General features: G+C 66.9%; 18 protein-coding genes, 1 other RNA gene, 2 pseudogenes and 1 other annotated feature. Of the genes and pseudogenes, 10 read left to right on the top strand and 11 right to left on the bottom strand.

Going from position 1 to position 23,664, the window contains the following annotated elements:
• Positions 1-24: 24 nt before the first annotated feature.
• On the top strand, positions 25-1,050 hold the full coding sequence (locus tag ACQ1RG_RS17185) for a GNAT family N-acetyltransferase (RefSeq protein WP_009376035.1): 1,026 nt from the start codon (positions 25-27) through the stop codon (positions 1,048-1,050).
• Here the strand turns inward: ACQ1RG_RS17185 and ACQ1RG_RS17180 are convergent.
• The 8 genes from ACQ1RG_RS17180 to ACQ1RG_RS17145 form a co-directional block, all read right to left on the bottom strand.
• Entirely contained in the window at positions 1,011-4,754 is a 3,744-nt protein-coding gene (locus ACQ1RG_RS17180) for an FtsK/SpoIIIE domain-containing protein (RefSeq protein ID WP_162909123.1), read from the bottom strand. The two genes, ACQ1RG_RS17185 and ACQ1RG_RS17180, sit on opposite strands and share 40 nt — an antisense overlap.
• A 170-nt stretch (positions 4,755-4,924) precedes the next feature.
• Positions 4,925-5,386, bottom strand: coding sequence for a pilus assembly protein TadG-related protein (locus tag ACQ1RG_RS17175; RefSeq protein WP_009376031.1), 462 nt, complete (start codon positions 5,384-5,386; stop codon positions 4,925-4,927).
• Positions 5,387-5,389: 3 nt separating this feature from the next.
• On the bottom strand, positions 5,390-5,833 hold the full coding sequence (locus ACQ1RG_RS17170; protein WP_009376029.1) for a hypothetical protein: 444 nt from the start codon (positions 5,831-5,833) through the stop codon (positions 5,390-5,392).
• Positions 5,826-6,239 carry a TadE/TadG family type IV pilus assembly protein gene (locus ACQ1RG_RS17165; protein WP_009376027.1) on the bottom strand — a complete coding sequence of 138 codons (414 nt, stop codon included), beginning with the start codon at positions 6,237-6,239 and terminating at the stop codon, positions 5,826-5,828. Before ACQ1RG_RS17165 ends, ACQ1RG_RS17170 begins: the two co-directional genes overlap by 8 nt.
• Positions 6,236-6,517, bottom strand: a complete 282-nt coding sequence (locus ACQ1RG_RS17160) for a hypothetical protein (protein WP_373270485.1) — start codon at positions 6,515-6,517, stop codon at positions 6,236-6,238. The genes ACQ1RG_RS17165 and ACQ1RG_RS17160 overlap by 4 nt, the downstream gene beginning before the upstream one ends.
• Positions 6,518-6,598: 81 nt before the next feature.
• Positions 6,599-7,537 (bottom strand): type II secretion system F family protein, encoded by a 939-nt coding sequence (locus ACQ1RG_RS17155; protein WP_009376023.1) that lies wholly within the window; start codon positions 7,535-7,537, stop codon positions 6,599-6,601.
• On the bottom strand, positions 7,534-8,463 hold the full coding sequence (locus ACQ1RG_RS17150; RefSeq protein WP_095376466.1) for a type II secretion system F family protein: 930 nt from the start codon (positions 8,461-8,463) through the stop codon (positions 7,534-7,536). Before ACQ1RG_RS17150 ends, ACQ1RG_RS17155 begins: the two co-directional genes overlap by 4 nt.
• Positions 8,460-9,683 (bottom strand): CpaF family protein, encoded by a 1,224-nt coding sequence (locus ACQ1RG_RS17145; protein WP_009376020.1) that lies wholly within the window; start codon positions 9,681-9,683, stop codon positions 8,460-8,462. The genes ACQ1RG_RS17150 and ACQ1RG_RS17145 overlap by 4 nt, the downstream gene beginning before the upstream one ends.
• A 1,760-nt stretch (positions 9,684-11,443) precedes the next feature.
• Between ACQ1RG_RS17145 and ACQ1RG_RS17140 the strand changes: the two genes are divergently transcribed.
• Positions 11,444-11,749 (top strand): transposase, encoded by a 306-nt coding sequence (locus ACQ1RG_RS17140; protein WP_009381361.1) that lies wholly within the window; start codon positions 11,444-11,446, stop codon positions 11,747-11,749.
• Positions 11,710-11,838 (top strand) — a sequence feature (AL1L pseudoknot). Its footprint overlaps the gene before it by 40 nt.
• A complete protein-coding gene (locus tag ACQ1RG_RS17135) occupies positions 11,746-12,669 on the top strand; it encodes an IS3 family transposase (RefSeq protein WP_009381362.1) in 924 nt (307 codons plus the stop codon). Its footprint overlaps the feature before it by 93 nt. Before ACQ1RG_RS17140 ends, ACQ1RG_RS17135 begins: the two co-directional genes overlap by 4 nt.
• On the opposite strand, the gene ACQ1RG_RS17130 is transcribed toward ACQ1RG_RS17135, so the two are convergent.
• Positions 12,635-14,593, bottom strand: a complete 1,959-nt coding sequence (locus tag ACQ1RG_RS17130) for an HNH endonuclease signature motif containing protein (RefSeq protein ID WP_430600383.1) — start codon at positions 14,591-14,593, stop codon at positions 12,635-12,637. The genes ACQ1RG_RS17135 and ACQ1RG_RS17130 overlap by 35 nt on opposite strands.
• A 573-nt stretch (positions 14,594-15,166) precedes the next feature.
• Between ACQ1RG_RS17130 and prfB the strand changes: the two genes are divergently transcribed.
• The 6 genes from prfB (at position 15,167) to ssrA (ending at position 20,445) form a co-directional block, all read left to right on the top strand.
• Positions 15,167-16,285 (top strand): peptide chain release factor 2, encoded by a 1,119-nt coding sequence (prfB, locus tag ACQ1RG_RS17125; RefSeq protein WP_193338754.1) that lies wholly within the window; start codon positions 15,167-15,169, stop codon positions 16,283-16,285.
• A gap of 216 nt (positions 16,286-16,501) precedes the next feature.
• On the top strand, positions 16,502-17,191 hold the full coding sequence (ftsE, locus tag ACQ1RG_RS17120; protein ID WP_259788504.1) for a cell division ATP-binding protein FtsE: 690 nt from the start codon (positions 16,502-16,504) through the stop codon (positions 17,189-17,191).
• Positions 17,188-18,102 carry a permease-like cell division protein FtsX gene (gene ftsX / locus ACQ1RG_RS17115; RefSeq protein WP_259788503.1) on the top strand — a complete coding sequence of 305 codons (915 nt, stop codon included), beginning with the start codon at positions 17,188-17,190 and terminating at the stop codon, positions 18,100-18,102. Before ftsE ends, ftsX begins: the two co-directional genes overlap by 4 nt.
• Position 18,103: 1 nt before the next feature.
• The gene (locus tag ACQ1RG_RS17110; RefSeq protein WP_063250880.1) at positions 18,104-19,333 is read left to right on the top strand and encodes a M23 family metallopeptidase; all 1,230 of its coding nucleotides are present in this window, start codon (positions 18,104-18,106) and stop codon (positions 19,331-19,333) included.
• A gap of 107 nt (positions 19,334-19,440) precedes the next feature.
• The gene (gene smpB, locus ACQ1RG_RS17105; protein ID WP_009379549.1) at positions 19,441-19,911 is read left to right on the top strand and encodes an SsrA-binding protein SmpB; all 471 of its coding nucleotides are present in this window, start codon (positions 19,441-19,443) and stop codon (positions 19,909-19,911) included.
• A gap of 156 nt (positions 19,912-20,067) precedes the next feature.
• Positions 20,068-20,445, top strand: a transfer-messenger RNA (tmRNA) gene (ssrA, locus tag ACQ1RG_RS17100).
• Between the two features lie 97 nt (positions 20,446-20,542).
• Here ssrA and ACQ1RG_RS17095 read toward each other — a convergent pair.
• Positions 20,543-21,517, bottom strand: a pseudogene (locus tag ACQ1RG_RS17095) (thiamine pyrophosphate-dependent enzyme); the annotation flags it as partial.
• Positions 21,518-21,641: 124 nt separating this feature from the next.
• Here ACQ1RG_RS17095 and ACQ1RG_RS17090 point away from each other — a divergent pair.
• Entirely contained in the window at positions 21,642-22,772 is a 1,131-nt protein-coding gene (locus tag ACQ1RG_RS17090; protein WP_144589524.1) for an IS1249 family transposase, read from the top strand.
• 38 nt (positions 22,773-22,810) lie between these two features.
• Here ACQ1RG_RS17090 and ACQ1RG_RS17085 read toward each other — a convergent pair.
• A pseudogene (locus tag ACQ1RG_RS17085) lies at positions 22,811-23,494 on the bottom strand (thiamine pyrophosphate-binding protein); the annotation flags it as partial.
• Between the last annotated feature and the right edge of the window lie 170 nt (positions 23,495-23,664).

The raw sequence follows: 23,664 nt of genomic DNA, 5'->3' as shown, positions 1-23,664 counted from the left end.
GACATGCCGCTAGGAGCGCTTCCCATGCCGATCAGACCACTTGCCGACGGTGACGATCTGCGACTGAACGAGGTGTTCGCCGATGCCCCGACTCCGGCCGCTCACATGGCCCGCTCCCTGTTCCGGCCGGCCTCCGACTCGCCGCTGCTGCGCTCCGTCCTCGCCGAGGTGGTCCCCGGTGTCCCCGTCGGTGCCGCAGCGATCATGGAATCCCCGCTTCACCCGCACCGAGCGTGGGTGAACGTCGAGGTCGCCGCCGAGGAGCGCGGGCACGGTCTTGGGCGTGAGCTCTTCGAGGCGGTGTCCGCCGAGACCGCCGGCACCGCGCTCGAAGGCCTTGACCTCCGTGCCCGTGTCGAGGCCGGAAGCGTCGGGGAGAAGTTCGCCGAGGCGCTCGGCTTCGTGCCGCTGACGACGACGCGGGTGATCAAGGTTCCCGCTGGTGCTCTGCCGCCGAGCGGCGGCGGCCGCGCCGAGGACCTCGAGATCGTCTCGACGGGCTCGGTCAAGCTGACGAAGGCGTTCGCTCAGTGGTACGCGGCGGTCAACCGTGATGATGCGGTCGCGCCGCTGACGATCGGTCAGGTGGCCACGGCGTTCCTCTCCGAGGCCGCCGGTGCCCACGGTGCGGCCCTGCTCACGAGCGATTCCGCGGCGGCCGGTTCCGGCAGCGATGCGGCGAGCGGGCTGAGTGCCTTCGCCGTCTCCTATGCCCGCGAAGCCGAGCCTGCACCGGTCGGCGGTGCCCAGGATGCCTCGGCGAACCTGCCCGGGAACGCCGAGGAGGAGCCGGCGACGGAACTCATCCTCGGCTCGATGTTCGAGACCCGCGAGGACGTCGCCGACGCATCACCCGAGCAGTTCGAGGCGGCGGTCGCCGACGCCGAGTTGCTGCTCGCGAGGCTCTCGGTCGACGCCGATGTCGTCATCGAAGGTACGAGCGGGATGCCGGTCGTCTCCGCGCTCGCCGATCGGCTCCTCGCCGCCGGCCAGGCGAGTGAACTCTACCGTTATGAGACGCTCACGGGACCTCCTGCCGATACGCACTGAGACGGGTCCGACATCGCCGCGGCCCGGAACAGTCTGACCGCGCGGGTGCGCTCCTCGGTGACGAACCATCCGGTCCCCGGGGTGCCGTCGAGCGGAGGCAGACCGAGGATTCCCAGATCACTGAGGTCCTGTCGGGTGTGGCTGCCGATCACCAGCACCGGGCCGAGGGTGTGCGCTCTGCTCAGGGGCGAACCGTACCCGGGGGTGAAGCGCACCGGCATCGTCACGACATGGAGCCCGCCGTCACGGAGGTCGAGTGCGGCCGCGTCGCCGAGCAGGTGCGCATCGTCGGTGATGTGGATGTCCCGACCGGTCGCCAGCATCCTCTGTGCCAGTTCGGTCCGCCCGCTCTTCGGGGAGCCGCGCACGGTGAGCACGGAGCCGTCTCGGGCAGGGTCCCAGTCGACGACGGCGCCGAAGGGGTCGACACCAAGTGGAACCGTTCCCTTTCCCCATCGGCGGATCGCCTCGGCAGTCGCGTCGTCGAGGCAGCGGTCATCGTCGAGACCGTGCCACCGGGGTTGAGCTCTGAGCCGGGGTGACCTGTTCGCGCATGACCCGCCGGCCACCGCATGAGCCTGGGTGGCCGGGGGCCGAGAGGCTGGAGTCCGACTGGCCGGGGTCCCAGTGGCAGGGACGTCGCCGATGTCGGGGGCGTGCGGGTCGAAGAGTCTGAGTTGCAGGTCGGCGCCCTCGCTGCCGGTCGTCGCGACGCGGGGACCGGTGAGGACCGCACGCAGGCGCGGCCATGTCCCGAGGAAGCGCTGCCGGGAGAGCCCGACACTCAGTCCGTCGCCGCCGTTGCTCGGTGGGAAGGTCACTCTCGTCGGGAAGGTCGACGTGCTCAGCAGCGCCGAACGACATCCGGCGAGGAGGAAGGTGAGGCCGAAGCCCGCCGCGTGGGCGAGGAGACGCTCGAGGGCTCCCGCCGTTCGGTGGTCGAGGGAGTCGACGAGTTCGCTCCAGTGGTCGCAGACGACGAGCGTCGGCTCCGGCCTGCTCGCACTCTCGGTCGTCCGGGAAAGGTGATCGATGACGACATGGAGCCGCCATCCTGAGGCCGTCCCGCATCGGATCGCCGCCCAGTCGATGATCTCGGCGATGCGACCGAGGGCGACGATGCGATGGGTAACCGAGGCACTGGCCGCCATCTGTGCGAGAGCTGCGGCGACGTCGGAGCCGGGATCCCCGATGACGGCGACCGAGCCGTCGACGTGTGGATCAAAGGTCCATACGTACTGACTCTGTTCGGCGGGAATGTCGACGATTCCCGTGAACGGCGGTCGCGGTGCCAACTGGTCCCGGCCTGCTGCCGACCCGTCGAGGCTTGCCGCTCGAGCGGCGACTCCATCGGTCTCGGGCAGAGGCGGGCGCACCACTCGACCCTGCCTCACCGCCGTCGTCGGTGAGGCACGACGGTGGGCGTCGACGAGGCGGTCGACCGATATCCCCCGGACATCGCCGGTGGTCGACCCGGCGTCGCACCCGGGACTCCACGGTCGCAGTCGCAGGCGGTGCGGGCCGGGGTCGGCGACCGCCTCGGCGAAGGGGACAGCCACGCGGAAACGGGTGAGAGAGGATCCGGCATCGAGCAGCGCTGTCCCAGGGCACCCCGGCGGCAGGTGGGCGGCGTCGGGAACTCCGATGACGTCGAGGGAGTCAGCGTCGTCGCGGACCCGCAGGCAGATCCGGATGTTGATGTTCGCCTTCATCTGACCGGTGACGATGCCAAGCGGCCGCTGGGTGGCGAGGATGAGGTGGACGCCCAGCGACCGCCCGAGGGCGGTGAGATGTTCGAGGAGGTCGGCGGCACGGGGGTGGGTCGACATGAGGGCATGGAATTCGTCGATGACGACGACGAGGCGGGGTGGAGGGTCGGCGAGGTCGTCGATCGAGGCGCAGCCATGGGCGGCGAGCAGTCGCTCACGGCGCGTGATCTCCGCCCGAACGGAGACGAGCGCGCGGAAGGCGGCGGCGGAGTCGAAGTCGTCGAGGACGCTGTCGGTGTGAGGCAGCGCTTCAAGCGGCGCGAAGGTGGCTCCTCCCTTGAAGTCGATGAGGATGAACGCGACCTGGTCGGGAGGGTGCTCGAGCGCCAGGCCCAGGAGCCAGGTCTGGAGGAGAAGCGACTTCCCGCTGCCTGTCGTGCCCGCGACGAGGGCATGGGGTCCGTCCCGGAAGAGGTCGATGCTCACCGTGCCCGCGGGTCCTCTTCCGACGATCACGGGACGGTGGGATCGTGCGTTCCACCGACCGATGATCGACGACGGAGAGTCGTCGTAGTGGTCTCCGAGACCGTGGTGGAGGTCGACTGCCGTCGCCGGCGGTGAGCTGCCGGACACGAGGCTGTGAAACCGGCCCGGCGGCATGAGGCTGGCAGTGAACTGCCTCCCCGGGACCGGGCCGTCGGGGGCCGTCGACGTCGTCGTCCGGGCCCGGCCGAGCCTGCTGAGTACGAAGGCGACCGTGGCGGTCGGTGCGGGTGCCTCCAGACGGAGGATGGCGCATGTTCCGGTGCTGTCGATGTCGAGGGCGATTTCCGCTGACGTGCGAGGGTCGGTGGCCGTTGCGGTCCCGGAGGCGGCAGCGAACCCGACGAGTTCGGGGCGGCGTGCGAGGTTCGCCGAAAGTCTCCATTCCCACCGCCGATCGGCAAGCCAGGCCAGGAGCATCGACAGCAGGAGGTCGTGCTCGCCGGTGACGACGATCGAGGTCACTCGCGGGTCGACCGAGATCGGAGTGTCTGCGATGACGGCGTGCTCGTCGAAGTGATCGATGCGGTCGGCCAACTCCGGTGCGATGCTGATGCGACTGATGCTCGACCCGAACCCGAGGCACAGTCCGGGGATCTCCATGGCGTCACGACGGCGTGCGCCGACGAGGCCCTCGGCACGGGTGACGGCCGCGTCGAGCGCGAGAGCGGTGTCGACGAGGTGTTGGGCGCTCTCGCGCGTGAATCGACGCTTCTCGACGATGTGGGCAAGGTAACCGGACAGGGGCGCAGACAGGCTGAAGACGAGGAACCACCACATGCCCGTGAGCAGGGCGAGGGCGATGCCGATTCCGATCGGGATGAGGAATGCCCACCACTGCGGGGGCCGGGCCGGGCGCGGCTCCTCGACCGCGGCCGGGGCGACGTGGACGGTGTCGCGTCCACCGATTCCTGACGGCGGAGGGGGCGGTGCACCGCGCCCGACCCGGTCGAGGACGGATCCGGGAACGACGATCGAGGATCCGATCACGGTGTGGGTCCCTGAGGCGCCGAGATCGAGGAGGGTGGGCGAGCGGGAGAGACAGGGATCGGCGAGGAGGAGCGCTCCGTCGGTCGGGACGCGGCTGAGCAGGGTCGTCCTGGGATCGATGTGCAGATCGAACCCCGAATCCGGACCGGCGACGACCGCGACGCTCGTCGGTCCGCTCCCGCGTTGGAACCGGTGGGCGCCGATCACGGTGACCGGGTGGTCCGCCCGCCACTCGGCCCACGTCGGTGTGCGGATGCTGTGGCGCTCGCCCTCGGCCATGTCAGGGTCCGCCGACGGGAGGTCGCCAGGACGATCGGCGGCGCCCACCTCGTCGACGGAAACAGGTCTGCCGAGGACGGTCGAGAGGACGTCGAGCAGCGGCAGATCGCCGTCGGCATCGAGGATGTCGGTGCGAACGTGGGCGCTGCGATCGATGGTCTGGAGCACTCCGGTCGTCCTCATCGTCACAGCGTTGCCGACCAGTACCGCGGTGCCAACCCCGTTCCGCACCCCTGTGGATTCCCGCTGAGCGTCCACAGGGTTCGGGCTCACGAGTGGGATCGCTATCCACAGGGAATCGAGCACCAGTCGCCGTCGGGTGGCAGAGGAGCGCTGGTACTGCGATCGCCGAGTCAGGAGATCCGCAGCGACCCTCGCGCGTAGGCGGTGGCGCTGAGGTCGATGAAGCGGGGAACGAAGGGGGAGAGAACCGCTGGGATGTAGTCGGCGCGGAGGCGGATGACCACCGAGTGTTCGCCGTCGACGTCGGCGTCGACGCCGATGTTGCGCAGGTCGTCGGGGGTGTCGACGGAGGCGACGTAGCGGACGGCTGCGCGTTCGGCGGCGTCCGGAGAGAACACGAGTCCGGGGTCGTCACCCGGGGCGGGCTCGAAGGAATCGGAGGCGGCCAGTGCCGCGGAGTCCGCCACCGCCTGGAGTTCCCGCCGGGCCATATGGAGATCGGTGAGGGCAGCGATGAGGAACGCCAGCAGGAGAGCGATGACGACGAATCCGATGGCCAGCGGCGTGATCGACCCGCGGTCCGACCCGTGCCGGTCGACCGATACCGCGTCTGCGGTGCGTGCAGACTCCACGGCTCACCCCTCTCCCGAGGTTGCGACGACGTCGGTGTGCGAGGCCCGCATGGTGATGTGCGGGGAGTTCGCGGATCCGAAGAGCAGGGGAATCCCCGGCAGCGGGACCTTCGTCTCGACGGTGGCGGTGACGAGCGAGCCTGCTTGTCCACAGGGTCCCGAGCATGAGTAGGCGATCGAGATGGGGACGTCGCGGAGCCCGAAGTCGGCGAAGTGCATGGCGGCGACATCCTCGGCGCGCTGTTCCGAGGGGTTCGCATCCCTCGCTGCGATCCGGGAGGCCGATACCGCCGCCGAGGTGGTGGCGTAGCTGGCGGCCTGCAGCTGGGAGAGCGCGAGCATGAGGTAGACGACGGGAATGAGCAGGACGACCGCGGCGAAGATGAACTCAACGACGGCGGTTCCCGAGTCCGCCCGATCGGCGGCCCTGTCGACGACCTCAGTCACGGTCGACGTCCTCGACGAGGGACCGTCCGCTCAGCTCCCACACCTCGGCGGGCCCCCAGAGTCCGACGACCGGCAGCGGTGTGCGGACACTGACCTCGACGATCTCGACTCCGTCCCGGCTCTCCGAGGCCACAGTGATCTTCTCGGCGTATCGGCTGCCGAGGGACGTGGTGATGAGCTCGGCGGTCAGTCGTCTCCCGTCGCTCGCGGTCTGGTCGGCGAGCCCGGCCTGCCTGGCTCCGGCGATGGCCGAATCGATGACGGTGTTGCGGACGTGGATGACCAAGCCGATCTGCAGCGCACCGGCGAGGACGAGGGAGAGAAGGGAGGCGACGAGAGCGAACTCCGCGATCGCTGACCCGGTGTCGCCGCCCTCGCAGCGGTCTCGGCGCGACGGTGGGCTCACCCGGCACCTCTGACCTTGTTCATCGCGTCCTCGAACATCGTCGTGAAGGCCTCACCGGCGAGTGCCCACAGGGCGACGACGAGCCCGGCGGTCATCAGGGTGATGAGCACCCAGCCGGGGACGTCTCCGCGATCAGGGCGGTCACGGTCGGTTCGCGCAGGGGAAAAGCCCGAACCGGGGCCGGTGACGGTCCGCCGGCGGTGACCAGCGGTGCGTCGGGGGAGGGCACGGCCTCCCGGAGATGCCTGGTCGTCATCTGCCCAGCCGAGCGTGAGCAGGGTCAGGCGGGTCATGAGGTGATGGAACATCGGGTCTCCTTCATGGGGTGGGTTCTCTCTGCGGGGGGGGGCGGGTGGGGTTCAGGGACTGAGGTCGAGCACGGCGAGGGAGGGGAAGACCGCGAAGATCACGGTGACGGGCAGGACGAAGACGACGACGGGGATGAGCATGCCGATCTCCTTGCGTCCGGAGAGTTCGAGGAGGCGGCGCCGGGACTGCTCCCGGACGTCGGCGGCCTGTGCACGGAGCACCTCGGCGAGCGGTGTGCCCCGGGTCATCGAGACGGCGAGGCCGTCGACGAACTGGACGATCTCGGGGATCGCGATGCGTGTGGCCATCTGGTCGAGCGCCTCGACGAGCGGGGTGCCGGTCCGGGTCGCGGCGAGCGCGGTGCGCAGTTCGTCGACGAGGTCGCCCGAACACGTCCGGCACACCCGTTCGAGTGCTTCGACGATTCCCTCTCCGGCGGTGATGGAGAGGGTGAGGAGTTCGGCGACCGTGGGAAACTCGGCGAGGATGCGCGATTCGTGGCGCGCGATCGCCTGGCTCAGGCGCCAGTCGTTGACGATGTGTCCGGCGACGCCGCCGCTGATGACGAGGACGATGACGACGATAGGGGAGAACCCGCGCTGAGCGGCGATGAGCGCGGCGAGGCCGCCGCCGACGATCATGCCGGTGAGGATGCTGAGGATCTGATTCGTCCGGAACCGTTCGATCGATGTCCGCCCGCCGAGGCGGCTGATCCGCCGACTGAGCGTCGCATCGGTGGTGATCCGCGAGGTGATCCACACCGATGCCGTCATCGCCGTTGAGGTGAGGACCCCGATGAGACCCTCTCGGCGCGGAGTCGGTGGGGCGTAGATGTCGACGAGCGATTCCTGGTCGCGCAGGTATGGTGCGATCCTCGCCGAGAGGGTGGGGCGGCGCAGCGGCGGCAGCGAGAGGACGAAGAATGCGAGTGCCAACCCGTTGACGGTGCCGAGGATGAGGACGGTGAGAGGATCGGTGAGCGCATTCATGCGGTCCCACCCGCTTCGGGGCCGCGGGGGAACGGGGAGCGGGTGAGCGAGGAGCCCGCGATGACCCGCGGTTCCTGTGGGAGTCGGCCGATCTTCTTCATCGCCTGGTAGGCGAGGAGCGAGACGGCGAATCCGGCGCAGAGGAGGACGAGTCCGGCCTGAGAGTTGTACGCGGCTGCGGTCTCCGGTCGCGTCGAGAGGAAGGCGAGGACCACCCACGGAGCGGCGACGGCGAGGCGGGCGCCGTTGACCGTCCACTGCTGACGCGCGGAGAGTTCGTTGCGGGTACGCGCGTCGTCACGGACGAACTGGGCGAGTGCTCGCAGCATCGTGCCGAGATCGCTGCCGCCGACCTGTCTCGTCACGCTCAGAGCCGCGACGATCCTGTCGGCGACCGGGTCGGCGGCGACCTGCCGGAATCTCTCGAGCGCGATCGCGAAGGATCCGCTGGCGCGGTACTCCTCGGCGAAGACCTCGAAGAGCGGACGCAGGGGCTCGGGTCCGCGATGGGCCAGCGAGCCGAGGGCTTCGGGGAGGGAGAGTCCTGCCCGCACGCCCGAGTTGAGGTGATCGAGGGTCTCGGGCCAGAGTTCGCGACGGAGGACCTGTTTGCTTCGGGCGCGGTGCTGCAGGTACCGGTAGGGCAGCCATGAGGCGAAGAGGCCGAAGCAGAGTGCGATCGCCCAGGACCCCGTCAGTGCGGTGGCGACGATCGTGACGACGGTGAGGACCGCGACCGTGAGGAGGACGAGGTGGATCGGATGCATCCGCGGGAAGCCCGCGGCCGTGAGCATGTCGTCGAGTTCGCGGACCCACCGCCGCTGCGTTCGCGTGGCCGGCTTCCGCTCCCACAGTGACATCCAGACGAGCAGCAGCCCGGCCCCCAGACAGGCGCCGATGAGCAGGCTCAGCTGCGAGTAGCTCATGCCGCTTCCAGGAGTGAGTGGAGGTCCTTGCCGATCATCGCGAATCGCTCGCCGAGGTGGCCGAACCCCTGTCCGCGGACGAGCGTGCCCTGGGGCGAATGGAAGATCGTGTCGAGTTCGATCACATCGCCTTCGACTCCGCCGGGCACGGCGCAGATCTCGCTGACCAGCCTGACCCCGGTTGCGTCCCTGCGCAGGTGGACGACGAGGTCGATGCTCACCGCGACGGTGGGCACAACGAAGGCTGAGGAGATGTTCGACCCGGCGAGGAGGGGAAGGGTGGAGATCTTCGTGATCGCGGCGCGGGCGGAGTTCGCGTGGATCGTCCCCATTCCCGGCAGGCCCGAATTGAGCGCGACGAGGAGGTCGAGGCTCTCGGCTTCGCGGACCTCGCCGACGATGATGCGTGTCGGTCGCATCCGCAGCGCCTCCTTGACGAGGGCGCGGAGGGTGACTTCGCCGGTGCCCTCGAGTGAGGGTTGACGACACTGCATCGGCACCCAGTCGCGGCTGGGGAGATTGAGTTCGAAGACCTCCTCGCAGCTGATGATGCGCTCGCGGGAGGGAATCGAGCCGGCGAGGGCGTTGAGCATTGTCGTCTTGCCCGCCTGTGTTGCCCCCGAGACGAGGATGTTGGCACCGCACGCGACCGCGGCGTCGAGGAACCGCGCCGCCGCCTGGCTGAGGCTGCCTTGGGCGACCAGCCCGGCGAGGTTCCTCGGTCGCTGGATGAACTTGCGGATGTTCACGGCGGGGGAGGACCGGGTGATGTCGGGGAGGACGACGTGGAGTCGAGATCCGTCAGGGAGCATCGCGTCGACGAACGGCTGTGAGAGGTCGACGCGGCGGCCGGAGCTGCGGAGCATCCGTTCGATGAGGTCGTCGAGTTCACCGGGGCTGAGCTTCGTCGTCGTCAGCTGGTGAGCTCCGTCGATGGCGATGAAGACCTCGCTGGGGGAGTTGATCCAAATCTCCTCGACGCGCGGATCTTCGAAATAGTCCTGTAGAGCTCCGAACCCCGAAAGCTGGTGGTCGATGAAGCGGAACGTCGCCTCACGGTCTTCGAGAGGCGGAAGATTCGCCGTCAGACTGCGTTCGTCGTATTCGGAGATGACGGTGCGGATGACTTCTCGCGAACGCTGCACATCGACTCGCGGATCCACGTCGAGGTCTCTGATCCTCTTGTGGACCTCGCTCGTGATGACCTCGGTGGCTTCCACAGTGAACCCCTGGTGAGTGTCGGCGAGTCCGCTGCCCGGCAGCGGAAGTGGTTGTCAATGTAATCGTGAAATTCCCATTTATCCAGACTTTCTTTCAATCTGTGGATAACTTCCGGTGACGTTAGGCAAATGCCATACGTGTAGTTACCGCGATGGAGAACGCGAATTCTGAGATCACCTTGTCACCGTCGACGTGGAATCCGTCGCCGTTGCCAGGGGGAAAACCGAGGCACCGCACCAGAGTTCCGGACTGTGTTGGGTGTGATTCGAGATCCCTGAGGTTCCCTTGTCGCATCGCAGCGTCTGCGTCGGGGGTTTCGCTCGTCAGTTGCTTCGGGCAGATGTGGTGTCTCAGAACGGTGGCGGGTCGGTGATGGGGTCGTGGTCCCAGTTGATCACCGGTGCAGGCCGGCGGGTGAAGCTCGTGTCGTACTCCGTGACGGGCCCTCGAGCGGCAGAGCCAGGTTCGGGGTTCGGGTTCGCGCTCGTCGGTGTCGGGTTCGCGCTCGTCGGTGTCGGGTGCACGGTCGTCGGTGTCGGGTGCACGGTCGTCGGGCTGGGAGACGTCGGCGTGGTGGCGAGGTTCGTTGTCCTGCGGTGTCCCGAGGTCGAGGATTCGTCGGCCGGGCCGGCCCAAGGATCGTCTACACGACTGCCAGTGTGGGTGCTCCAGGGTTTCTCGGCACGACTGCCAGTGTCGGTGCTAGGGGTCGGGGGATTGTCGTTCCATGGTGCGTTGCCATCGGTCAGGGAATCGGCGGACCAGCTCCAGGGATCACCTGGCGTGTTCTGCGGTGACCGAGTTGCCTGAATGGGTGCAATCGTTGAGACGGGCGTTCGGTCGGCAGTCGACGTTGCCTGGCCACTCGACTCAGACTGGACTGTGGGCGTCCTTTGACTCGTCGACACGTTCTGACTCGTCGACACGTTCGGAACTGCCGGTGTGCGGCGGGGTTTCGGTTTCCGTCCACCCGTATTCCGCCGTCGGGCTGGTTGGCGTTTGGTCTCGGTGGCGGCTCGCAGTCGTTTCGCACGCTGGGCGATCGCGTGCTTGCGCTGTTGGGCCAGGCTCCGGTGTCCGGTGATCGGTTCGACCGGCCCCAACGGGTGATGCCCGAGGGGTGGATCCGTCTCACACAGACTCCTCCCCGTACACCAGATCAACGACGACGACCGTGCTGACGTGCACCCTCGCTCAGCGTCTGTGGCAGCGAACGGGTCGCTTGTTCCTGGTGGCAGGGCCTTCATTCTCACCGGGTCATGCCCGGGAGGCAGACAGGCTGGGAAGACGGCGTGTTCCCAATCCATGGCGTGTTCGAGACGCAGACGTGCCCGTGCCGCATTCGATCTCTCTGTGGCTTCGCGGAGTCGCCGGTCCCGTTCGGCCACTTCCGCCAGTCTCTGCTCCTCGGCTGCCTGTTCACGGACATGAGTCTCCGAGGGCATGACTTCCACACTGTTCGGCTGCTCAGGCATCAGATGCTCAGGGGTCACCCACCGGCATGGTCGCATCCGGGCCAGGTCGGCGAATGCCAGGGCGTGGTCGATGTCGATGGGTTGGTCGGGGGCCTCGATTGTGGTCATCAGCCCGTGGGGGAACTCGTAGGCGATCCGACTCGTTCCACTGCCCCGGTCGTTCATGTCCACGGCGTATCGGCGTGCGGTCTTCACCGCGTGGTGTTTCTTGCATAAGGGGTGGATGAATCGCCCCGGGGATAATAGAGGCAGGGAGATTGGAAGAAGGAGATTCTCTCTTGCCAGTGAAATACACCGACGAACTCAAGGCTCGCGCCGTCGAACTCGTCATTCATGCTCAGGCCGATCCGGAGACGGCGAACGGGGCAATCACCCGTGTCGCCGGCGAGCTCGGTCTGAGCAAAGAGACCCTGCGAGTCTGGGTCCGTAAGCACAAAGACTCCGGCAAGGCCACACCGACTGAGTCAGTCGATTTGGAAGCGGAGAACCGTCGGCTGCGGGCGGAGTTGGCTGAAGCGAAGCGGGCCAACGAGATCTTGAAGAGAGCGTCGGCTTTCTTCGCGGCGGAGCTCGACCGCCCATCGAAGTGATTGTCGTCTTCATCGACGACAATCGTCACGAGTTCGGAGTCGAGCCAATCGTACGCGCCCTGTCCGGGACTGCGGCACGGATTGCTGTGAGCTCGTATTACGCGTTCAAGAAACGCGAACCATCGGCCAGGGCCCGCCGAGACCAGGCGCTGATGGTCGTCATCCAGGATGTCTATGAGGCGAACTACTCGTGTTACGGGGTGCGGAAGATGTGGAAGGCGATCAACCGCGAGTACGCGGATCAGTTCGGCCCGGTGGCCCGCTGCACGGTGGAGCGGTTGATGCGCCAGTTAGGCATCGACGGTATTCGACGCAGGAGGAAGCGCCCGAAGACGGCTTCGGCTAGGGCTGAGGAGTGTCCGGATGATCTTGTCGAGCGTGAGTTCGCAGCACCGGCACCCAATTGTCTATGGGTCGCGGACATCACCTATGTTCCGACGACTGCTGGGTGGGTATACACGACGTTCATCCTCGATGTCTTCCACAGGGAGATCGTCGGCTGGCAGGTGACGAACCACATGCGGGAGTCCCTGGCCAGGGACGCTCTGACGATGGCTCTCGCTGCGAAATATCGGGCCGGTGAAGACGTTTCCGGGCTGGTGCACCACTCGGATCGCGGGGTGCAATTCCGATCGATTCGCTATGGCGAGACCCTGGCGGAATCCGAGGTCGTGGCGTCGGTGGGGTCGCGTGGGGATTCGTACGACAACGCCATGGCCGAGGCGCTGAACTCGGTCTACAAGGCCGAACTCATCGACCGGAAGGGGTGGTCGGGGTTGATCGAGGTGATGGCGGAGACGTCGAAGTGGGTGGCTTGGTACAACCAGTCCAGGTTGCATTCAGCGATTAACTACCGACCGCCCGTCGAGGTCCATTCCGAATGGATCAACCAGTCCGGGACAGAACCCGCGGCTGCTTAGGAAACCAAGAATAGGAGCCTCTACGAAACCCGGGGCTTGACAGGAGGTTGCCGAACTGGGTGAGCCCACCCTGGATGGGGTCGGTGTGGTTGAACGGGTCGACGTGATCGATCTCGGTCTTCTCCGCCAAGCGAGTGCAGCCGGGGAAGGTGCAGGTGGCCCATTGGTTGATCAGGGTCCGCCTGACGGGTTTCGGGATCGCGTAGGTGAGTGCTTGGGCGTCGAGTGGGGTGCCGGTGGCCGGGTCGGTGAGGATCCGGGTCAGTGTCGGGGCACCCGCGGCAATGCGACGGGCGGTCTCTGCCGGGATGGGGGATCCGTCGGCGAGGACACCGGGGAGGTTGGCGTCGCCGGTGAGGGTGAGGAAGGGGACGGTGACGATGACACCGGCCTGGTTGCGCATCGCCTCGGGCCCGGATTCCATGTCCACGAGGATGGCGTACTCGAGTACTACCGGTTCGGGGCGGCCGTTGGGGAAGAACGATGCCCCCGGCGGGTAGGGGGACTCAATGGTGGTGGCTGCAGGGTCGGTTCCATCTGGTTCGGTTCCCCGTGCTTCGATTCCGTTCGATGCGGTTGCTGAGGCGTGGGTGCCGACCGGCGGCGTCTGCGTTTGTGCCGCTTTGGATTGGTGTGCGGCTGGGGACAGCGATGCGGCAGTGCCGGTCATGTTCGCCTCGGCTGCACGGTCGGGGGTGAGGAGGTTGGTGAGTCCGCTGATGGTGGTGTCGTCGTAGTGAAACCGGGGTTCCCCCTTCTCATCGAGGAGGGGTGTCTGCCGGTGGGTTTGGATGCCGGTGATGGGGTCGAGTTCTCGGACTCGGATGGCCAGTTTCGGGTGGGGGCGCAAGAACATGTCGCACATGAGGGCGCTGATGGTGCGCTCGTCGATGATCTCGACCCCGGCGGGGAGGTTGAGGGTGGTGGTTTGGCCGTTGTGGATGGCACGGGCCATGGCGTTCACGCGGGCGTAGGCGGCATGGATCTCATCGGCGGGGGCTGTGATGGACAGGCAGGCGGTGCCGTTGCCGAAGGTGTCGACGTCGACGCGGCGGCGTTGCGCGGCGATGTGGGACCGGTCGTCGGGGGTTTGGAGGAGGTGGATGAGTTTGCGCAGCCCGGTGCGCAGGGTGTCACTGGTGACATCGGCACGTCTGGTGGCCAGGTGCTGGTCGAGGCGGGGGAGGTGTTCGAGGGCCACTGTTTGGCAGAGGTCGGCGGCGGTGATCATGTGGGCGAGGGTGAACTCGCCGGAGCGGGCACGGGCGGTGAAGCGGGGGAGTCCGTGGATGAGGGTCACAGCTTGGGTGAGGTGGCGGTAGGTGCGGGCGGTGGTGGTGCCGAGGATCGTGGAGATCGCCCCGAGGTGCTCGGTGGCCACGTGGTCATGGACCCACGCTGAGAAGGTCGTGTCGGGGGTAAATCCGGGGAAGTCGGGCAGGTCATCGATTGCGGCCTGCGCGTGGGCTTGATCATCTCGTGGCGACAGAACCGGGGACTGTGGCTGGTGGGACGGTTGCGCCGGGTCGGCGCAGTCGAAGCCGACAGGGGTGTGTTCGCGATCGGAGGGGGCCGCGAGAGCAGCAGTGCCGGCTGTTGCGGTCTCGTTATTCGCGTTGTCCGTCCTGCTGGGTGTGGTCGGCTGTCCGTTGTGGCGATTGAGGGTTTCGGCGATGGTGGCGAACCGGTACGGGGTTCCGTCGGTGGGGGTGGGGTGGTCGTGGTCGTGGATGATCTCGGCGAGGATGTGGCCGGCGGTGAGTTCGAAGACGTGGAGTTGGGCGAGGTCGACGGTGGTGGAGGCGGTGGCGAGGTCGGTGAGGTTCGATCCCAGGTACAGGGTGTAGCGCGACGAGGCGACCGGGTCGGGGGTGCCCGTGGTGGGGTCGTCGGGTCCGCTGAGATCAGCGGTGGTGTCGCGCATGGTGTGTCACCTGTCTCTGACGTCGTTGTCGGGGAAGAGCGGTGCAGGGGAATCGGGTCGTACGGAATGGGAATCGCGGTTGTGGTTGTGGGTGTGAGGGGGTGTCTGGGTGGACTCCTGGTCGGTGATGGTGGTCTGTGTGTTGTTGTGTTTCTATGGTGGCAGACGGCACTGACACGAGATTCGGACATGGGCCGAGATCCGCTGTCGTCCGCCGCAATAGGCGCCGGTCGGCGGTATCGACCGTCAGTACAGGTTCGCGGGCAGCACAGATGCGAGGGCAGTGCTGGTTCGTGGGCAGCACAGGTGCGAGGGCAGCACAGGTTCGGGGGCAGTGCTGGCTTGGGGACACTCCTGACTTCGGGCAGTCCTGACTTCGGAGCGCATTGCGCGCACCTCCCACCGCCTCGGCGAGGGGCTCGGTCAGCCTCCGCCCGCAAACAACGGCGCGACCCGTCCGCAAACAAGGGCACGACCCGCCCGCCGAGAGCGGCAGCCCCTGCCCGCAATGGGTGGGAGGCGCCCACACACGATGAACGACACCACCCGCCCATGGACTAGAATCGAGGCATTATGGCCACGACTGATCACGCTTCCGAAATCGCCAACCTCCGCCAGACCTACCAGGCGATCCTCGACGTCTCCGACCTGCCGACGCTGCGGGACGAGGTCGCCGAGCTCACGGAGGAAGCGTCGGCCCCCTCGTTCTGGGACGACCCCGATTCGGCGCAGAAGACCTCGGCCAAGCTCTCCCACAAGCAGGGCACGCTCGAGAAGCTCGAGAAGTTCGGCGAGCGCATCGACGACGCCGAGCTCCTCATCGAGATGTCCGAGGCCGAAGGCGATTCGGACTCCCTCGTCGAAGCCGAACGCGACATCGCCAAGCTCAAGGGCCAGCTCTCCGAACTCGAGATCTCGACCCTCCTCTCGGGCGAGTACGACGAGCGCTCCGCCGTCGTCACCGTCCGCTCCGGCGCCGGCGGCGACGACGCCACGGACTGGGCGCAGATGCTCATCCGCATGTACATCCGCTGGGCCGAGGGCCGCGGCTACAACGTCCAGGAACTCGACACGTCCTACGCCGAAGGCGCGGGCATCAAGTCCGCGACGATCCAGGTCAACGCCCCGTACGCGTACGGCACCCTGTCCGTCGAAGCCGGCACCCACCGCCTCGTGCGGATCAGCCCCTTCGACAACCAGGGCCGCCGCCAGACCTCCTTCGCCGCCGTCGAGGTGGTCCCGCTCATCGAGTCGACCGACCACATCGAGGTCGACGAGAACGACCTCCGCATCGACGTCTACCGCTCCTCGGGCCCCGGCGGGCAGTCGGTGAACACGACCGACTCGGCTGTGCGCATCACGCACATCCCGACCGGCGTCGTCGTGAGCATGCAGAACGAGAAGTCCCAGATCCAGAACCGCGAGGCCGCGATGCGCGTCCTCCAGTCCCGACTCCTCGAGCGCAAGCGCCAGGAGGAGGCCGCGCAGAAGAAGGAGCTCGCGGGCGACATCAAGGCGAGCTGGGGCGACCAGATGCGCTCCTACGTCACGCACCCCTACCAGATGGTCAAGGATCTGCGCACCGGCTACGAGGTCAACAACCCCCAGGCCGTCTTCGACGGCGACCTCGACGGCCTCATCGAGGCGGGCATCCGCTGGCGCAAGCAGCAGGAGAACGCCGAGGAGGAGTGACCTCCGCACGCCGGTGACCGTGACAGCGGTGACCGTCGCAGCGGCGGCAGTCCCGCCGCCGACCGCTGTGCCGCCAGCCGCCGCCGACCCCGCAACAGCCGCGACTGTGAACTTCATCAGACGCGCAACACACGCCCAGCCGCCTCCCCGAACATCACGGAACTGTTACGTACAGTGGAAGCGGCCGAGCCATCCGCGACACGATTGAAGACCCTCTTGATCACATTCGACTCCGTTTCGAAGTCCTACGACACCCGCACCCGCAAGGCCCTCGACGACATCTCGTTCACGGCCGACCGCGGGGAATTCGTGTTCCTCGTCGGAGCCTCGGGGTCGGGCAAGTCGACGGTCATCCGCCTCATCCTCCGGGAGGAGGTCCCGACGAAGGGCCGCATCACGGTAGCCGGCAAATCGGTCGTGAAGATGCCCTCATGGCGCGTGCCCTACCTCCGCCGAGGCATCGGCACGGTCTTCCAGGACTTCCGACTGCTGCCGAACAAGACCGTCTTCGCCAACGTCTCCTTCGCCCTTCAGGTCATCGGGAAGTCACGCGCGGCGATGTCGACACTCGTCCCCGACGTCCTCGAGACCGTGGGACTGGCCGGCAAGGAGAAGCGCTACCCGCACGAGCTCTCCGGCGGTGAGCAGCAGCGCGTCGCGATCGCCCGCGCGGTCGTCAACAAGCCCGGCATCCTGCTCGCCGACGAGCCCACCGGCAACCTCGACCCGGCCACGAGTGCTGACATCATGGCCGTGCTCGAGAAGATCAACCGCAACGGCACGACCGTCCTCATGGCCACCCACGACGGCGAGATCGTCAACCGCATGGCCAAGCGCGTCATCGAACTCTCCGAGGGCCGCATCGTCCGCGACGTCGAGCACGGCTCGTACGGAGTCGCCTCATGAGGGCGGGCTTCATCCTCTCCGAGGTCGGCTCCGGCCTGAGGAAGAACTTCTCGATGGTGCTCTCGGTCATCCTCGTCACCTTCGTCTCCCTCCTCTTCGTCGGCGCCGCGATCCTCCTGCAGATGCAGGTCGGACAGATGAAGGACTACTGGTACGACCGCGTCCAGGTCTCGATCTTCCTCTGCCCGCCCGACTCCGAGGCGACGAACTGCGTCGAAGGCGAGGTCACGGACGCACAGCGGCAGAACATCGAGGACGCCCTCTCCGGTCCCGAACTCGCCCCCTACGTCGACACCGTCTACTTCGAGGACAAGTCCGAGGCGTACAAGCACTTCCAAGAGCAGTTCCAAGGCACGAGCCTCGAGGGCACCGTGCCCGAGGAGGACATGAACGAGTCCTTCCGGGTCAAACTCAAGGACGCTGAGAAGTACGAGATCATCAAGGAGTACTTCTCCTCGACCCAGGGCGTCGAGGAGGTCGTCGACCAGAACCAGCTGCTCGACCGTCTCTTCGGAGTCCTCAACGTCGCGACCGTCGTCGCCGTCGTCATCGCCGGCATCATGCTCCTGTGCGCGATGCTGCTCATCGCCACGACGATCCGCCTCTCCGCGTTCGCCCGGCGTCGGGAGACCGGCATCATGCGCCTCGTCGGCGCCTCGAACGCCTTCATCCAACTCCCGTTCCTCCTCGAGGGCGTCATCGCCGCAGCGATCGGCGCGACCCTGTCGGCAGGTGCCCTCGGCCTCCTCGTCCACTTCGGGGTCAGCGGCTGGTTGCAGGACCAGGCGACCGGGTTCAACCTCGTCTCCGGCGTCGACGTCCTCATCGTCGCCCCGATCCTCATCGCCATCGGCGTGGTCATGGCAGGAGCGTCCTCGCTCATCACCCTGAACAAGTACACGAAGGTCTGATATGAGACGCAGGCTTCCCCTTCTCCTCACGGCCGCGGTGCTCGTGATCGTCCTGCCGGCCACCTCGGCGACGGCCGACCCCCGCGACGACAAGAGCAAAGTCGACGATCGGGTCAAGGAACTCCAGCAGGAGTTCGAGGGACTCGACGAGGAGCTCGCCCGGGTCATCGCCGAACGCGACGAGGCGAAGGAGGCCCTCCCCGCCGCAGAGGAGGCCTCCCAGCAGGCCGACGATGCCCTCGCCGAGGCGATCGAGAAGGACGAGGATCTCGCCGCCCGCCTCACCTCGGCGGAGAATGCGCAGTCCGACCTCAAGGAGCAGATCAAGGACGGCGCCGAGGAGATCGAGAAGCACCGCACGTCAGCGGCCCGGATCGGGCGCCAGGCCTACCAGAACTCCGGGATCACCTCCGACCTCGCGATGCTCCTGCAGATGGCGCAGGGCACGAGCGCCGACGGCGGCATCGGCCGCGTCGACTCGGCCGTGCGCTCCCAGCAGCGCACGATCGACAACCTCTCGGAGCAGCGGGCGCTCAACCAGAACAACGAAGAGCGCCTGTCCGGGGTCACCGACGAGATCTCCGACCTCAAGGACGAAGCCGCCGAGGCGGTCATCGCCAAGGAGGCCGCGCAGGCCGAGGCGAAGAAGAAGGCCGACGACTTAAGCGACCTCATCTCCGCCAAAGACGCCGCCGAGCAGACGATCTCGGACAACAAGGACAAGACCGAACAGCAGCTCGCCGACGAGAAGGCCGAGCAGGACCGGCTGGCGAAGAAGGTCCGCGAGTGGGAGAAGGAGCAGGAGAAGAAGGGCAACTTCGTCTACGGTGACGGCGTGCTCGCCAATCCGGCCAAGGGCTTCCCGATCACCTCGCAGTTCGGCTACCGCATCCACCCGATCACCGGCAACCGCAAACTCCACACCGGCACCGACTTCGGCGTCCCGTGCGGCACCCCGATCCGCGCGGCCGGCGACGGCATCGTCGTCTCCGCCGGCTGGGCCGGCGGCTACGGCAACCGCGTCGTCATCTCCCACGGCAAGATCAAGGGCAAGTCGATCGCCTCGACGTACAACCACAACACGAACGTCAAGGTCCGCGACGGGCAGAAGGTGAAGAAGGGCGACGTCATCTCGATCTCGGGAACGACGGGTGCCTCGACCGGCTGCCACCTCCACTTCGAGATCATGGAGAACGGCGGCTACGTCGACGCGATGCCGTTCATCTCCTGAGCCGGGTACCCCGGGTGCGGTACATGCGATAGACTTGTGGGTCTGCGTGCGACGACGGAATCGCACGTGACAGGCGCTGTCGGAGGAGAGCTGAGAGGAGGCCGACCATGGCGAAGGACACGGGCAAGAAGGTCATTGCGCGCAATCGCAAGGCACGCCACGACTACCACATCGAGGACACGTGGGAGGCCGGACTCGTCCTCACCGGGACCGAGGTGAAGTCCCTGCGCGAGGGCCGTGCCTCGCTCACCGACGGCTTCGCCCTCATCTTCCAGAACGAGGCGTGGCTCGAGAACGTCTACATCCCCGAGTACCTCCAGGGGACCTGGACGAACCACGCCGCGAGGCGCCGCCGCAAGCTCCTGCTCCACCGCGAGGAGATCCTCAAGATCTCCCAGAAGGTCAAGGAGTCCGGACGCACCCTCATCCCGCTCGAACTCTACTTCGACGGTTCCCGGGTCAAGGTCGAGATCGCCCTCGCCCGCGGCAAGCGCGAGTGGGACAAGCGCCAGTCGCTGCGCGAAGCCCAGGACAAGCGCGAAGCCGAGCGCGCGATGAAGTCCAAGCAGTATCTCTGAGCGGAAAGTGCCTCTGAACGATCAGCACCTCTGAGCGGTTTCCGCCACCGGTCGGGAATGCAATTGGATCGGCCGGTGTTGAGAGAGTATGCTGGTGTTCCTGTCCGATGGAACCTGTCAGCGCAGGTGACATGGACAGGATTGGCAACAGAATATGGGGATGATCGGTTTCGACGTTGGACACTGCGTCGGGAGAAGCGGGCCGAGAATGCAGAGTCATCTCGTTAATGTCCTCTGCAAAACAATAGGTGCTAAATCTGAAAACCGCACCGATTTCGCCCTCGCTGCCTGATAGAGCGCGAGCTGCGAATCCGTCAGCCTAGAGTTGCCTCTGCTCTAGATCCTGGCGTCGCTTAAGGGGCCACTGCTTCAGATGCACGTTGGGGGCATCTGAGGGACTCTTACCCAACTCCGTTCGTTGGTCTACGTGTTCGTGCGATGGCCAGAACCTAAGAGACTGCTTCACGAACTGCGCCCGGAGAAGTCCTGACAATCTGCCGACGGACGCGGGTTCGATTCCCGCCATCTCCACAATCACGACGGCCCCGTCCGCTTGGTGTTCACCAGGCGGGCGGGGCTTCGTCGTGCCCGGCAGCGGGCCCCTGTACCCGACGCCCCCACCGCGTGCGGCTCACGCGTTGATGCGGATGACCTCTTCCTGGTACGGCGCGATGACGCCGCCAGAGATGCGCAGGTCGAGGACGAGGAACCTCCGCTCGTCCACGGGAGTCGCCGCCCACTCCTTGAGGACCTCGAGGTCGGCGAGCGAGCGGACGACGACGCCCTGGCCGCCCGCGGCCGTGGCCAGGGCGGCGAAGTCGATCTCGTCGATGAGCATCGGCTCCGTCGCCAGCCCCTTGAGCCCGTAGAGGTTGACCTCCGCCCCGTACGCGGCGTCGTTGAAGACGACAGCGATCCCTCTGCCGCCCGCGGATCGGATCGCCGTGTCGAGGTCGGAGAGCGCCATCATCCCGCCTCCGTCCCCGGTGGTGAGCACGATCGTCGCCTCCGGGTTCGCCCGAGCGGCTCCCGCGACGCTGTGCCAGCCGAGCCCGATCGACTGGAACGCGGTGCCGACCAACGCCAGCCGGTCCGGCGCGCTCGGCTCCCAGAACATGTTCGCCCACGCGATGAAGTGGCCCCCGTCGGAGACGACGACCCGATCCTCGGGCAGAAGCTCGCCGAGGCGGGCGGCAGCGGCCCGCGGATCGAGTCGGCCGTCGGCGGCGAACTCCGTGCCGGCCTCATAGGTGCGGTCGGCCGTGGTGTCGACGCTCTCGCGCCACGTGCTCGGCCGGGCACCGGCAGCGCGCAGACGCGCAGTGAGCTCGGCGGCGGCCAGCCGGGCATCGGCGCGGATGAATCCGCCGACCCGGGCGTGCGTCGGTCGGTCGTCGACGTCGATCTGCCACACCTGAGTGCCGGGGGCGAAGAGCTCCCCGAAGCGCATCGTGAACTGGTTGAGCGAGGCCCCGATGACGACGGCGACATCGGCCTGCCGGACCCTCTCCATCGCTCCCGGCGCCCCGAACCCTCCTGCCACGCCGAGGTCGTACTCAGATCGCGGGAAGATGTTCCGCCCCAGCGCCGTCGTCACCGTCAGCGCCGGGCTATAGGACAGAAAGTGTGTCTCGGATCAGGCTCGTGCCCAGCAATCCCAACGGCAATACCCGGTTTGCTTAGCTGATCGGGCTTAGCATCGATGGGGTGCTTGCAATCGACGTACATGCGTGATCTGTCAAACAAGGCTGAAGAAGAACGGCACGACCAGTGCTGGTACACCGAGGTACCGGTGCCCGAACTGCGGGGCCAGCAGCACCGGTACACGGGCCGTATCGACACGAAGAACCGAGCTGCGGGTCTTCCTCGACTGGCTACTCGGTCCCGCACCACAGACGGCTGTCGATCACTTCGGGTCGACCCGAACCTTCCGCCGCCGCACTCAATGGTGCTGGCGAATCGCCCCGACCGTGTCAGCGACTGGGGAGATCCATGACCAGATCATGCTCGATGGCACCTATTTCAACGGGTGGTGCGTCCTCATCGCCTACACCGGGGAGAAGGTCATTCACTGGCAGTGGTGTGATCGGGAGAAGACCGCGTCCTGGACGGCGTTGATCGCCCGTATCCCTGCCCCGAGATACGCCGTCGTCGATGGCAACGGTCCTTTGACCACTGTGATCGAGACGCTGTGGCCAGATACCCGCATCCAACGGTGTTTCTTCCATATCCGGCAGGCCGGACACCGGCACCTGACCCGGAATCCGAGCTTGCCGGCCAACCAGGAACTGTTGCGCCTGTACCAGGCGCTGCCGCGGGTTGACTCCCGCGATCAAGCAGCAGCGTGGTTGGCGGCGTTCGCGTCGTGGGAGGCGAAGTGGTCAAGGTTCCTCAAACACCGCACCAGGGCCAAAGACGCTGGTGCGAGGCCGGCGCATGTCCGTCGTGGACAGTCGTGGTGGTACACGCATCTGCGGACCCGTCGAGCGTATTTCTTCCTCTCACGGATCATCGCGAAAGGACACTTGTTCACCTGGTTGGATGCCGCTGACGAGGGTATCGAGCTCGCGCGGACGACGAACGCGTTAGAAGGCGGGATCAATGCGGGCATCAAAGGACTGCTGCGGGCACACCGCGGGTTGAGTGAGGGGCATGCCCGGCGTGGGGTGGACTGGTTCCTCTTCGAGAGGTCTCATCAGGCCGGGACGGGGTGGTCCTTGGTCGGGCCGGAGCATTGGGCACCGCCGAAGCGTGTGCGTGCTCCTCGTGAGGAGCCGATCGGACCGGTGGAGTACGGGACAGGGTTCTCGTGGGAAGACGGCATCGGCATCCAGAAGGGGTGGGGAGGACGACGCGGGTGACGCGCCCGGAAAAGACACACTTTCTGTCCTATAACCCTCAGCGCCCCGGTCGCGTCGGCGAGCTCTCCGAGCTCCTTCGCCGCTCCTGCCAGCCATGCGCCGCGCCCGGCGAGGAGGATCGGACGCTCCGCCTCGGCGAGGAGTCCGGTCAGACGGTCGAGCGCGGCCTGCGGGAACTCCCCGGTCGGCGAGAGGGGAGAGGGCTCTCCCGGGCCCGGCACCTCGGGGATCTCCCCGATCTCGAGGGTTGCGACGTCGTAGGGGATCGCGAGCACCACCGGCACCCGGTAGGTCAGGGCGTGCTCGATCGCGGTGACGGTGGCAGCTGCCGCGTCGACGCGACCGACCGTGTACGTGCGCACGCCGACGGCTGAGGCCATCGCGATCTGATCGACATCCCACGGCCTCGGCCCCGATGTCGGCTCGTCCCCGACGACGAGGACGAGGGGCACGCGGGCCTGCGCCGCTTCGGCCAGCGCCGTGAGCGTGTTCGTGAACCCGGCGCCGTACGTCGTCGTCGCGGCCGCGATCCGCCCCGAGGTGCGGAAGTGGGCGTCGGCGGCGACGACGGCACCCGCCTCGTGGCGGACGGCGGTGTAGTTCGCCGAGGTGGTCGTGAGCAGGGAGTCGAGGAAGTAGGCGTTCCCGTTGCCCATGAGGCCGAAGACCTCGTCGATGTGGCGGGCGAGGGTATGGGCGACATGCGCCGAGGTGTGTGCCATGAGCGGCCTTTCGCGGAGCGGGATATGGAGAGATCCATATGTGTCTCACTCGCGCACCCGCGGCTTCGCGCTCTTTTTTCGAACGCCGGACTGTCATCTTCGCCACAGTCGGCGGAGCAATCGTCCTGACAGACTCGAATATAGGGCAATCAGAGTTCCGCGCCAAGTCA

The organism is Brevibacterium sp. K72 (genome assembly GCF_050562175.1).
Lineage (GTDB): Bacteria > Actinomycetota > Actinomycetes > Actinomycetales > Brevibacteriaceae > Brevibacterium > Brevibacterium casei.
The sequence above is the reverse complement of the archived record's forward strand: the minus strand, read 5'-3'. Positions and strand labels throughout refer to the sequence as shown.